Genomic DNA, 11,868 nt, shown 5'->3' with positions numbered 1-11,868 from the left:
CGAGGGTGACACCGCGTGCCGAGCCGCGCATCTTACCGCGAGGTACATGCGAGCTGCACGTCCCGGGCATGGTCCGGGACGGGCCCCTCACCAGCCGAAACATGAGGAAGGCTCACATTGGCGGGTGCGATGTGAACTTCCTCACTCTGTGCCGTCGTCGGGGCGCGCGCCACGACGACGCTTACCCACCGTCACCTCCCGGAACGCCTCGTACATCTCCACCAGCGACCGCCGCTGCGCGTTGGTCAGGTCCGGATCCTCGTGGATCGCGCGGACCACCGCCGACTCACCCGGGTCCGGCCGGCCCACCTCCGCCGTCAGCGCGTCGGCCGACAGATGCAGCTGCTCGGCGATCGCCTGCAGCACGCGCTCGCTCGGTGCGCGCAGGTTCCGTTCGATCTGCGACAGGTACGGGTTCGAGATCCCCACCATCGCGGCCAGCTGCCGCATGGGCAACTCGGCGAGCTCACGTTGCCGGCGGATCAGCTCCCCCAACGTCGGGGGGCGCGACGCATCGTCCTCCATGGGGTCAGCATAGGTCCGGCTGCCCCTCGCACCGGAGCGCGCCGACGGCGCGTTCGGGGACTGCCGTCGAGGGTGATCGCCGCCATCACGGATAATGGAACGGACCCCCGTTCGCGAGAGAGGACACCTCATGCTTGCCCGCACCGACCTGCGCGGTCGAACCCCCACCACTGCGGAGCTGAGGGGCGCGCTGCCCCGCGGCGGAGTGGATGTGGACGCGGTGCTGCATCAGGTGCGGCCCGTCGTCGAGGACGTACGCGACCGAGGCGCCGTCGCGGCCCTCGACTACAGCGAGAAGTTCGACGGGGTCCGTCCCGACCGCGTGCGGGTTCCGAGGGCCGAACTCGACCGGGCGCTCGACGAACTCGATCCCGCCGTGCGTTCGGCGCTGGTCGTGGCGATCGAACGCACCCGCACGGTGCACCAGGACCAGCGCCGGACCGACACCGTCACCGAGGTCGTGCCCGGCGGCACCGTCACCGAACGCTGGGTGCCGGTCGAGCGGGTGGGGCTGTACGTGCCCGGCGGCAACGCCGTCTACCCCTCGTCGGTCGTGATGAACGTCGTGCCCGCCCAGGCCGCCGGTGTCGAGTCGCTCGTCGTCGCCTCCCCGCCGCAGGCGAACTTCGGGGGCCTGCCGCACCCGACGATCCTCGCCGCTGCCGCCCTGCTCGACGTCGACGAGGTGTGGGCCGTCGGCGGGGCCCAGGCCGTGGCGCTGCTCAGCTACGGCGGCACCGACACCGAGGGTGCCGAACTGGCGCCCGTGGACATGATCACCGGCCCGGGCAACATCTACGTCACCGCCGCCAAGCGCCTGTGCCGCGCCGTGGTCGGCATCGACGCCGAGGCCGGCCCCACCGAGATCGCCATCCTGGCCGACCACACCGCCGACCCGGTGCACGTCGCCGCCGACATGATCAGCCAGGCCGAGCACGACGTCATGGCGGCGTCGGTGCTCGTCACCACCAGCGCCGACCTCGCCGACGCCGTCGACGCCGCCGTCGACGCCCAGCTCGAGCGCACCAAGCACCGCGAACGTGTACGGACCGCGTTGTCGGGCAGCCAGTCCGGGATCGTCCTCGTCGACGATGTCGACCAGGGTCTGCAGGTCGTGAACGCCTACGCCGCCGAACACCTCGAGATCCAGACCGAGAACGCGTCCGCGGTCGCGGCGCGGGTGCGGGCTGCGGGCGCGATCTTCGTCGGTCCCTGGGCGCCGGTCAGCCTCGGCGACTACTGCGCCGGCTCGAACCACGTGCTGCCCACCGCCGGCTGCGCCCGGCACCAGTCCGGCCTGAGCGTGCAGACGTTCCTGCGGGGCATCCACGTCGTCGAGTACACCCGGGAGGCGCTCGAGGACGTCGCGGGACACGTGATCACCCTCGCCACCGCCGAGGATCTGCCCGCCCACGGCGAGGCGGTACGGCTGCGCTTCGAGGACCAGCAGTGAGCACGCCGGGATCCGGTATCACCGTCGACGACCTGCCACTGCGGGAGAACCTGCGCGGCAAGTCCGCCTACGGTGCGCCGCAGCTGACGGTGCCGGTGCAGCTGAACACCAACGAGAACCCGCACCCGCCGACGCAGGCGCTGATCGACGACGTCGCCGAGTCGGTGCGCGAGGCTGCCGCGCAGCTGCACCGCTACCCCGACCGTGACGCCGTCGCGCTGCGCACCGACCTGGCCGCCTACCTCACGCGGCAGACCGGGGTCGCCGTGAGCGTCGAGAACGTCTGGGCCGCCAACGGATCCAACGAGATCCTGCAGCAGATCCTGCAGGCCTTCGGCGGCCCGGGCCGCTCCGCGATGGGGTTCGTGCCGTCCTACTCGATGCACCCGATCATCGCCGACGGCACCCAGACCGAGTGGTTGCCCACGTACCGGGGCGAGGACTTCACCCTCGACGTCGACTCGTCGGTCGCCGCCATCCGGGTGCAGCGCCCCGACGTGGTCTTCGTCACCAGCCCCAACAACCCGACCGGACACAGCATCCCGCTGGACGAGCTGCGCGCGATCTGCGCGGCCGCCCCCGGCATCGTGATCGTCGACGAGGCCTACGCCGAGTTCTCCGCCGCCCCCAGCGCGCTCGCCCTGATCGACGAGTACCCGGCCAAGGTGATCGTCTCGCGCACCATGAGCAAGGCGTTCGCGTTCGCCGGTGGCCGGCTCGGTTACCTCGCCGCCGCGCCCGCCGTCGTCGAAGCGCTGCTGCTCGTGCGGCTGCCCTACCACCTGTCGGTGCTCACCCAGGCCGCCGCCCGCGCCGCGCTGCGCCACGCCGACGAGACTCTCGGCTCGGTCGCGCGGCTGTGCGCCGAACGCGACCGCATCGTGACCGAGCTGACCCGATTCGGCTACCACGTGGTGCCTTCGGATGCGAATTTCGTCCTGTTCGGCCGCTTCGCCGACGCCGCCGCCACCTGGCGCCGCTACCTCGACGAGGGAGTGCTGATCCGGGACGTCGGCATCCCCGGGTTCCTGCGCACCACCGTCGGCCTGCCCCACGAGAACGACGAACTGCTACGGGTGAGCGAAAAGCTCGCCGCCACCGAGATCGAGGACGCGCGATGAGCGAGCAGACCACCCCCACCCCGCGCACCGCGCGGATCGAACGGACCACCAAGGAGTCGTCCATCGTCGTCGAGCTGAACCTCGACGGCACCGGCCGCACCGACATCGCCACCGGTGTCCCGTTCTACGACCACATGCTCACCGCACTCGGTCAGCACGCCAGCTTCGACCTGACCGTGCGCGCGCAGGGCGACATCGAGATCGAGGCGCACCACACCGTCGAGGACACCGCCATAGTCCTCGGCCAGGCGCTGAACCAGGCGCTCGGGGACAAGCGCGGCATCCGCCGCTTCGGGGACGCCTTCATCCCGATGGACGAGACCCTCGCGCACGCGGCGGTGGACGTCTCCGGCCGTCCCTACTGCGTGCACACCGGCGAACCGGACTACATGGTGCACTCGGTGATCGGCGGTTACCCCGGCGTGCCGTACTCGACCGTGATCAACAAGCACGTGTTCGAATCCCTGGCCTTCCACGCCCGCATCGCCCTGCACGTCCGCGTGCTCTACGGCCGCGACCAGCACCACATCACCGAGGCCGAATTCAAGGCCGTCGCGCGAGCGTTGCGCCAGGCCGTCGAGCCGGATCCCCGGGTCAGCGGCGTGCCGTCGACCAAGGGCACCCTGTAGTGGACGTCGTCCTGACCTACGGCCTGTTCATGGTGGCCGGCCTCGCCGCAGGCGGCACCTGGTCGATGTGGCGGGCCGGGAACAACCTCTTCGCCGGAGTGCTGCTGGCGCTGACCCTGCTTGCCGCGATCGCCGGCGTGCTGAGGCTGCTCTGACCCCCTCGGATCGGCCCGGCCTGATCGGGGTGCCGGGCCTGCCCGCCGCCTGGGCGATGGCGGCGGGCGCGTTCGCCGGCTTCTCCCTGCTGCTGCCCGTGGTGCCGCAGGCCGTCGCCGACGCCGGCGGCAGCGGCACCCTCGCCGGCGCGGTGACGGCAGTGTTCATGGCCGCGACCGTGCTCACCCAGCCGGCCGTCCCGCGCCTGGTCCGGGCCCGCGGCTACCGCACCGTGCTCGCCGCCGGATGCCTGCTCCTCGGCGTGCCGTCGCTGCTGCTCCTGCTGTCACTGCATCCGGCCGTGGTGCTGCCGACCTCCGCGGTGCGCGGCATCGGCTTCGGCATGATCACCGTGGCCAGCGCCGCGCTCGTGGCCGAACTCGCCCCCGCCCGGCTGCTCGGTCGCGCCACCGGGGCACAGGGCATCGCCATCGCCGCGGCGCAGATGGTCGGCCTGCCGCTCGGCCTGGCCGTCGCCGAGCGGGCCTCCACCGTGCCCGTGTTCGTGCTCGGCGCAGCGGTGCCCACGTTCGCGCTCGTCGCGATAGCGCGCCTGCCGCGAGTGGTCGCCCGCCGCCCCGGCGCGGCCGGAAGCCGCATGCCGCTCGGCGCACTGGCCCTGCCGGCGGTGGCGATCGCCGCCGGCGCTGTCGCCTACGGTGGCCTCACCTCGCTGCTGGCGATCGCCGTACCCGCGGCCTCCGGGTACGTGGCGGTCGCGTTGGCGCTGATCAGCGCGTCCACCCTCGTCGGCCGCTACGGTGCCGGCGCGGTCGCGGACCGGATCGGCGCGGGCCGGCTCCTGCCGGCCGGGCTCGGTCTGGTCGCCGTGGCGATGGTGCCGTTCGCGCTCGCCGCGGACGAGCGCGGTGGCGCGGCGGTACTGCTCGGTGCGGCCGTGGTATTCGGTCTCGGTTTCGGGATCGTCCAGAACGACGCGCTGATGCTGGCGTTCCGTCGCGCCGGACCCGCCCACATCGGCGCCGCGAGCGCCGCCTGGAACATCGGCTTCGACGCGGGCACCGGGGCCGGATCCCTGCTGCTCGGCGGGATCGCCACCGTCGCAGGCTATCCCGCCGCCTTCGCCACCGTCGCGCTGCTCGTGCCGCTCCTGCCGCTGCTCGCGCGGATCGCCGGGCCGTCGGAGCGGCGCGGCGCGGCCCCATAGAATCGAGGCCATGAGCGCAACCAAGGTCGCCGTCCTCGACTACGGCTCCGGCAATCTGCATTCGGCGACGCGCGCGGTGGCGCGCACCGGCGTGCAGGTGGAGGTGACCGCCGACCCGCAGGTCGCGCTCGCCGCCGACGGCCTGGTCGTGCCCGGTGTCGGCGCGTTCGCGGCGTGCATGGCGGGACTGAAGGCGGTGCGCGGGGACCGCATCATCGGCCAGCGGCTCGCCGGCGGCCGTCCCGTGCTCGGCATCTGCGTCGGCATGCAGATCCTCTTCGACAAGGGTGTGGAATTCGGGGTCGAGACCGACGGCTGCGGCGAATGGCCCGGCACCGTCGAACGCCTCGATGCGCCGGTACTGCCGCACATGGGGTGGAACACCGTCGACGCCCCCGACAACAGCGTGCTGTTCGCGGGCATGGACCCCGACACCCGGTTCTACTTCGTGCACTCCTACGCCGCGCAGACGTGGGAGCTGCCGCCGTCGGAGCTCATCGCTCCGCCCGCACTGACCTGGGCCGAGCACGGCGTGCGGTTCCTCGCCGCGGTCGAGAACGGCCCGCTGTCGGCGACGCAGTTCCATCCCGAGAAGTCCGGTGACGCCGGGGCCGAACTGCTGCGCAACTGGGTCGGCAGTTTGTGAACCGCGGCGCGGGCGACGACCCGGCCCGGCCGGGCTTCTCGCTCGGCCGGCTGGCCCTGACCGCGATGGGTGCCGCCACGGGCGTGCTCCTGCTCGCCACCGGCGTGATCGTGGTGCTGCAACCGGGGCCCGTCGTCGCGTTGATCGTCGCCCTCGCCGGCGTGGCCGGCGCGATCGGCGCGATGGGCGTCGTCTCGACACGGATGACGCGCCGCGCCTTCGGCCGCGACGGTAACGATGTGCCGCGCCGCGACGGTAACGATGTGCCGCGCCGCGACGGTAACGATGTGCCGCGCCGCGACGGGGACGATGTGCCGCGCCGCGACGGTAACGATGTGCCGCGCCGCGACGGGGACGTTTGACCGTCGGGGCCGGTGCTCGGCGGCCGCCGCGACCCGCTAGCATGGGCGCAGTGAGCCTGGTCCTTTTGCCTGCAGTCGATGTCTCCAACGGTGAAGCAGTTCGCCTCGTCCAGGGAGAGGCGGGCAGCGAGACCAGCTACGGCTCTCCGCGCGATGCCGCCCTCGAATGGCAGAACGCCGGCGCCGAATGGGTGCACCTCGTCGATCTCGACGCCGCCTTCGGGCGTGGCTCCAACCGCGAGCTCCTCGCCGACGTCGTCGGCGAGCTCGATGTGAAGGTCGAACTGTCGGGCGGTATCCGCGACGACGAGTCCCTCGAAGCGGCGCTGGCCACCGGGTGCGCCCGTGTCAACCTCGGCACCGCCGCTATCGAGGATCCCGACTGGTGCGCCCGCGCCATCGCCGAGTACGGCGACCGCATCGCCGTCGGACTCGACGTCAAGCTCATCGACGGACAGTGGCGTCTGCGCGGCCGCGGCTGGGTTTCCGACGGCGGCGACCTGTGGGAGGTCCTCGCGCGGCTCGACCGCGACGGTTGTAGCCGGTACGTCGTCACCGACGTCACCAAGGACGGCACCCTCACCGGCCCCAACCTCGATCTGCTCGCCCAGGTCTGCGCCGCCACCGACGCTCCCGTCGTCGCCTCCGGCGGCGTGTCCGCCCTCGACGACCTGCGGGCGATCGCCGGTCTCGTCGACCGGGGCGTCGAGGGTGCCATCGTCGGCAAGGCGCTGTACGCCGGTCGGTTCACGCTCACCGAGGCACTCGACGCGGTCTCGCGCTGATCCGATGACCACGCCCGCCGACCTGTCCAGCCTGCTCGCCGTCGCCGGCGAGGTGCTCGACGTCGCGTCGGAACGTTTCGTCGCCGGTCGCGGGGCGCCGCGCTCGGTGGACAAGGGCCCCAACGACTTCGCCACCGACCTCGACCTCGAGCTCGAACGGAGCATCTCCTCCGAACTCGAGCGGCGCACCGGCATCTCCGTGCACGGTGAGGAGTTCGGCGGTCCCGAAGCCGATTCGGGCACGGTATGGCTGCTCGACCCCATCGACGGCACCGTCAACTACTCGGCCGGGCTCCCCACGGCGGGGATCCTGCTCGCGCTCGTCCGGGACGGCGACCCGGTCCTCGGACTGACCTGGTTGCCGTTCGTCGGAGACCGGTTCGCGGCCACCGCCGGCGGGCCGCTGCTGCGCAACGGCCGTCCCCAGCCGCCGCTGCAGCCGGCGGCTCTCGGGGAGGTGATGGTCGGTGTGGGCAGCTTCGACATCGACAGCCGCGGGCGCATCCCGGGCCGACGCCGTCTCGATGTCATCACCGAGCTCAGCCGCCGGGTCTCCCGCCTGCGCATGCACGGTTCGACCGGAGTGGACCTGGCGTACACGGCGGCCGGCGTGCTCGGCGCGGCCGTCGTCTTCGGGCACCACCCGTGGGACAACGCCGCCGGTGTCGCTCTGGTCCGGGCAGCCGGTGGCCGCGCCACCGACTTCGCCGGCGAGCCCTGGCGCATCGGATCCGGTTCGGTGGTCGCCGGAGCGCCGGGTGTGCACGAGGAGATACTCGACATCGTGGGATCGCTCGCCGGTCCCGTCCCCGAGGAGGACCGAATTACATGACCCTGGCAGTGCGGGTGATCCCGTGTCTGGACGTCGACGCCGGCCGCGTCGTCAAGGGGGTGAACTTCGAGAACCTGCGCGACGCCGGTGATCCCGTCGAGCTCGCCGCTGCGTACGACCTGCAGGGCGCGGACGAGTTGACCTTCCTCGACGTCACCGCGTCCAGCGGCGATCGCGGCACCATGCTCGACGTGGTCAGCCGCACGGCCGAACAGGTGTTCATCCCGTTGACGGTGGGCGGCGGTGTGCGCACCGTCGAGGACGTGGATCGGCTGCTGCGGGCCGGCGCGGACAAGGTCAGCATCAACACCGCTGCCATCGCCCGCCCCGAGGTGCTGCGCGAGATGTCCGAGCGGTTCGGCTCGCAGTGCATCGTGCTGTCCGTCGACGCCCGCACCGTGCCCGACGGCGAGGACGACACCCCGTCGGGCTGGGAGGTCACCACGCACGGCGGTCGTCGGGGCACCGGCATCGACGCCGTCGAATGGGCCCGCCGCGGCGCGGAACTCGGGGTGGGGGAGATCCTGCTGAACTCGATGGACGCCGACGGCACCAAGTCCGGATTCGACCTGCCGATGATCCAGGCGGTGCGCGCCGCGGTCCACGTGCCGGTGATCGCCAGCGGCGGCGCCGGAGCGGTGGAGCACTTCGCGCCGGCCGTGCACGCCGGCGCCGACGCGGTGCTCGCGGCCAGCGTGTTCCATTTCGGGGAGCTCACCATCCCGCAGGTGAAGGCGGCGATGCGCGCAGAGGGGATCGAGGTGCGATGAACAGGCTGGATCCGGCGATCGCGGCGCGGCTCAAGCGCAACGAGGCGGGGCTGTTCGCCGCCGTCGCGCAGGAACGCGCCACCGGCGAGGTGCTGATGATGGCATGGATGGACGACGAGGCGCTCGCGCGGACCCTCGAGACCCGCACGGCGACGTACTTCTCGCGTTCACGCGGACAGTACTGGGTCAAGGGCGAGACCTCCGGCCACACCCAGCACGTGCACGAGGTGCGGCTCGACTGCGACGGCGACACGGTGTTGCTCGTCGTCGACCAGGTCGGGGCCGCGTGCCACACCGGCACCCACACGTGCTTCGACGCGGACGTCCTGCTCGCCGCCGAATAGGCGCCTCCGGCGCCGGTGTGTCCTTTGGGCTGCTCCAGCAGCCCAAAGGACACACCGGCCGCGGAGCGGCCGTCAGATGACGATCGGCGCGCCGGTGAGCAGGCTCCACAGGCCGAGTCCGAGGAACACGACGGTGCCGATGGCCGACCGGATCGGATCCCCCGTGAGGAAGCCTTCCGCGGCCCAGCCGACGAACTCGGTGAACAGTTCCGACGATCCCATGCTGATCCTTCCGAGAGGTGATGCATGACGAGGACGGTGTCCGAGGGGAAATCGACCGACCGGATTGTTTCGTTACGCCTCGTCGACCGGCGGTGCGGCACAATGCACCCATGCCTCTCATCCAGATCAGCCAGACCCCCGGTCTCACCGTCGAGCAGAAGCGCGCCACCATCGAGGCGGTGACCAAGGCCTACGCGGAGGCGACGGGCAAGGATGCGAAGTCGGTGTGGGTGACCATCACCGAGGTGCCGCGGGAGCAGTGGGGAGTCGGAGGTGTCCCGCTCGGGTAGAGCGCACCGCCCGCGACGCGCGCCGGCCGACGGTCCCGGCCGGCGGATCCTGGCAGGATCGCCGTATGGAGTCCGCGAACCTGACCCGAGCCGAAACCGCCGAGCGTTCCCGGGCCGTGTCGGTCCGCAGCTACCACGTCGAGCTCGACCTGCGCGGCGCCCCGGACGCCGGGAACCCCGGCTTCACGACCACGACGACGGTCGAGTTCTCCGCGACTGCGGACGCGACGTGGCTCGACTTCCTCGGCCCCGCCGTGGAGTCGGTCGTGCTCAACGGCGCCGCGGTGCCCGTCCGGTACGACGGCGCGCGCATCGGGCTGAGCGGCCTGCGCGCGCACAACGTCGTCACCGTCGTCGCCACCGCAAGCTACAGCAGGTCCGGCGAGGGTCTGCACCGGTACCTCGATCCCGCCGACGGCCGGACCTACCTGTACACGCAGTACGAACCCGCGGACGCGCGACGCGTGTTCGCGTGCTTCGAACAGCCGGACATGAAGGCGCCGTTCACCTTCGTCGTGTCCGCCCCGGCGGGCTGGCAGGTGCTGTCCAATCAGCATGTCGCCGAACGAGAGTCGCTCGGCGACGCCCAGACGGTGAAGTTCGCGCCGACACTGCCGATCTCCACCTACATCACCGCCGTCGTGGCGGGACCGTACCACCGCGCCGAATCCTCTTGGGGCCGGGACGAACTCGCCGTTCCCCTGGCCGTGTTGTGCCGCGCCTCGCTGGCGCAGTACCTCGACGCCGACGCGGTCTTCGCGGTGACCCGGCAGGGGATGGACTTCTACGCCGACCATTTCGGCTATCCCTACCCGTTCGGCAAGTACGACCAGGTGTTCGTGCCCGAGTACAACCTGGGTGCGATGGAGAATCCGGGGTGCGTCACCTTCACCGAGGCGTATGTGTTCCGCGGCGCCGCCACCACCGCGCAGTACCAGGCCCGCGCGAACACGATCCTGCACGAGATGGCCCACATGTGGTTCGGCGACCTCGTCACCATGACGTGGTGGGACGACCTGTGGCTCAAGGAGTCCTTCGCCGACTACATGGGCGCGCTGGTCAGCGCCGAGGCCACCGAGTTCACCGACGCGTGGGTCGCCTTCGCGAACCGGCGCAAGGCATGGGCCTACCTGCAGGACCAGTTGCCGACGACCCACCCGATCGTCGCCGACATCGGCGACCTCGAGGCCGCCAAACTCAACTTCGACGGCATCACGTATGCGAAGGGCGCGAGCGTCCTCAAGCAGCTCGTCGCCTTCGTCGGGCGGGACGCCTTCTTCGAGGGCGCGCGGCGCTACTTCCGCAGGCACGCCTTCGGGAACACCACTCTCGCGGATCTGCTCGCCGAGCTGTCGGCGACGTCGGGGCGGGACCTGTCGGGCTGGGCGCGCGCCTGGTTGCAGACCAGCGGTGTGTCGACCCTGACGCTCGAGGACGCGGGGGAGGGGCGGTCCGCGATCGTCCAGCGGCCGGCGCGACCCCACCGGCTGGCCGTCGGGCACTACGACTTCGACGAGCACGGCGACCTGGTCTGCCGGCGCCGCGTCGAGGTCGACCTCGAGGCCGAACGCACCCCGATCGAGTGCGCGCCCGCGCCGCTGATCCTGCTCAACGACGCCGACCTGACCTACGCCAAGGTCCGGCTCGATCCACGCTCGCTCGAGACGGTGGAGCATTCGCTCGACCGCGTCGCCGACCCGCTGGCGCGGGGATTGATCTGGTCGGCGCTGTGGAACGCCACCCGTGACGGGGAGCTGAGCGCGGCGCGGTACCTGGCCGCGGTCCGCAGGTTCGCGGTGTCCGAATCGAATCCGGCCCTGCTGACCGCGCTGACGGCGAACGCGTCCTATGCGATCGAGCACTACCTACCGATGACGAGCCGGCCCGAGCAGCGCCGCCTCTGGCTGGAAGCGGCCTGGACGGCGACGTTCACCGCCGAGCCGGGGTCGGACGGGCAACTCGCCTGGGCCCGCGCGGTCGCGACGGCCGCCACCGTCGACGACACCCGCGCCGCGGAGCTGCGGGCGATGCTCGACGGGACCGGGAAGGCACCGCAGGGGCTGCGGTCGGATCCGGATCTGCGCTGGCAGCTGTGGACCGCCCTGGCGGCCACCGGGCACGCGGAACCCGCCGATCTCGACGGGGAACTCGCCCGCGACGACACCGGTTCCGGACGGACCGCTCGGCTGCGCGCCCTGGCCGCGCGACCACTCGCCGCGGTCAAGGAACAGGCGTGGACCGCGATCCTCACCGACACGGCGCTGTCGAACGAGCACCTCGACGCCACCATCGCCGGGTTCCGGGCCGGGGCGCACCGGGAACTGATCGCCCCGTTCGACGACGACTACTTCGCCGCGATCCGCACGGTGTGGTCCGAGCGCAGTATCGAGATGGCGCGCCGGATCGTCGTCGGGTTGTTCCCGGCCGGGGACACCCTCGAGCCGAGCGACCGGTGGCTCGACGCGCACGCCGACGCCCCGGCGGCATTGCGGCGCCTGGTGGTCGAGCAGCGCGACCACCTGGCCCGCGACCTGCGGGCCCAGGCGCTCGGCTGAGCGGAGGTCC

General features: G+C 71.8%; 15 protein-coding genes. 13 read left to right on the top strand and 2 right to left on the bottom strand.

Features of this window, described 5'->3' with window-relative positions; all coding sequences use genetic code 11:
- Positions 1-141: 141 nt before the first annotated feature.
- Positions 142-525, bottom strand: coding sequence for a helix-turn-helix domain-containing protein (locus ACWPQI_RS13605; RefSeq protein ID WP_010595260.1), 384 nt, complete (start codon positions 523-525; stop codon positions 142-144).
- A 130-nt stretch (positions 526-655) separates the two neighbouring features.
- Here ACWPQI_RS13605 and hisD point away from each other — a divergent pair, with 130 nt between their 5' ends.
- The 11 genes from hisD to hisI are packed head-to-tail and all read left to right on the top strand — an operon-like array spanning position 656 to position 8,791.
- Entirely contained in the window at positions 656-1,978 is a 1,323-nt protein-coding gene (gene hisD / locus ACWPQI_RS13600; RefSeq protein ID WP_010595261.1) for a histidinol dehydrogenase, read from the top strand.
- Complete coding sequence (locus tag ACWPQI_RS13595; protein WP_010595262.1) at positions 1,975-3,099, top strand: histidinol-phosphate transaminase; 1,125 nt, start codon at positions 1,975-1,977, stop codon at positions 3,097-3,099. Before hisD ends, ACWPQI_RS13595 begins: the two co-directional genes overlap by 4 nt.
- Positions 3,096-3,728: an imidazoleglycerol-phosphate dehydratase HisB gene (gene hisB / locus ACWPQI_RS13590; RefSeq protein WP_010595263.1), complete on the top strand. Its 633-nt coding sequence runs from the start codon at positions 3,096-3,098 to the stop codon at positions 3,726-3,728. The genes ACWPQI_RS13595 and hisB overlap by 4 nt, the downstream gene beginning before the upstream one ends.
- Positions 3,728-3,883, top strand: a complete 156-nt coding sequence (locus ACWPQI_RS13585) for a hypothetical protein (RefSeq protein ID WP_017681426.1) — start codon at positions 3,728-3,730, stop codon at positions 3,881-3,883. The genes hisB and ACWPQI_RS13585 overlap by 1 nt, the downstream gene beginning before the upstream one ends.
- Before the next feature lie 29 nt (positions 3,884-3,912).
- The gene (locus ACWPQI_RS13580) at positions 3,913-5,052 is read left to right on the top strand and encodes an MFS transporter (RefSeq protein WP_010595264.1); all 1,140 of its coding nucleotides are present in this window, start codon (positions 3,913-3,915) and stop codon (positions 5,050-5,052) included.
- Between the two features lie 10 nt (positions 5,053-5,062).
- On the top strand, positions 5,063-5,698 hold the full coding sequence (gene hisH / locus ACWPQI_RS13575; RefSeq protein ID WP_010595265.1) for an imidazole glycerol phosphate synthase subunit HisH: 636 nt from the start codon (positions 5,063-5,065) through the stop codon (positions 5,696-5,698).
- Entirely contained in the window at positions 5,695-6,060 is a 366-nt protein-coding gene (locus ACWPQI_RS13570) for a hypothetical protein (RefSeq protein ID WP_474738378.1), read from the top strand. The genes hisH and ACWPQI_RS13570 overlap by 4 nt, the downstream gene beginning before the upstream one ends.
- A 50-nt stretch (positions 6,061-6,110) precedes the next feature.
- A complete protein-coding gene (gene priA / locus ACWPQI_RS13565) occupies positions 6,111-6,845 on the top strand; it encodes a bifunctional 1-(5-phosphoribosyl)-5-((5-phosphoribosylamino)methylideneamino)imidazole-4-carboxamide isomerase/phosphoribosylanthranilate isomerase PriA (RefSeq protein ID WP_040274263.1) in 735 nt (244 codons plus the stop codon).
- Between the two features lie 4 nt (positions 6,846-6,849).
- Positions 6,850-7,677, top strand: coding sequence for an inositol monophosphatase family protein (locus ACWPQI_RS13560; RefSeq protein ID WP_010595266.1), 828 nt, complete (start codon positions 6,850-6,852; stop codon positions 7,675-7,677).
- The gene (gene hisF, locus ACWPQI_RS13555; protein WP_010595267.1) at positions 7,674-8,447 is read left to right on the top strand and encodes an imidazole glycerol phosphate synthase subunit HisF; all 774 of its coding nucleotides are present in this window, start codon (positions 7,674-7,676) and stop codon (positions 8,445-8,447) included. The genes ACWPQI_RS13560 and hisF overlap by 4 nt, the downstream gene beginning before the upstream one ends.
- Entirely contained in the window at positions 8,444-8,791 is a 348-nt protein-coding gene (gene hisI / locus ACWPQI_RS13550) for a phosphoribosyl-AMP cyclohydrolase (protein WP_010595268.1), read from the top strand. The genes hisF and hisI overlap by 4 nt, the downstream gene beginning before the upstream one ends.
- A 72-nt stretch (positions 8,792-8,863) precedes the next feature.
- Here the strand turns inward: hisI and ACWPQI_RS13545 are convergent, their stop codons facing one another.
- Positions 8,864-9,013 (bottom strand): hypothetical protein, encoded by a 150-nt coding sequence (locus ACWPQI_RS13545; RefSeq protein WP_017681430.1) that lies wholly within the window; start codon positions 9,011-9,013, stop codon positions 8,864-8,866.
- Between the two features lie 110 nt (positions 9,014-9,123).
- Between ACWPQI_RS13545 and ACWPQI_RS13540 the strand changes: the two genes are divergently transcribed.
- Together ACWPQI_RS13540 and pepN are read left to right on the top strand one after the other, a co-directional pair.
- Positions 9,124-9,303: a tautomerase family protein gene (locus tag ACWPQI_RS13540; protein WP_010595269.1), complete on the top strand. Its 180-nt coding sequence runs from the start codon at positions 9,124-9,126 to the stop codon at positions 9,301-9,303.
- A gap of 65 nt (positions 9,304-9,368) precedes the next feature.
- Positions 9,369-11,858, top strand: coding sequence for an aminopeptidase N (gene pepN / locus ACWPQI_RS13535; protein WP_017681431.1), 2,490 nt, complete (start codon positions 9,369-9,371; stop codon positions 11,856-11,858).
- The last annotated feature ends 10 nt before the right edge of the window (positions 11,859-11,868 follow it).

The sequence above is a fragment of the Rhodococcus sp. LMD genome (assembly GCF_056108245.1).
This window is presented reverse-complemented; position numbering and strand designations above follow the sequence as displayed.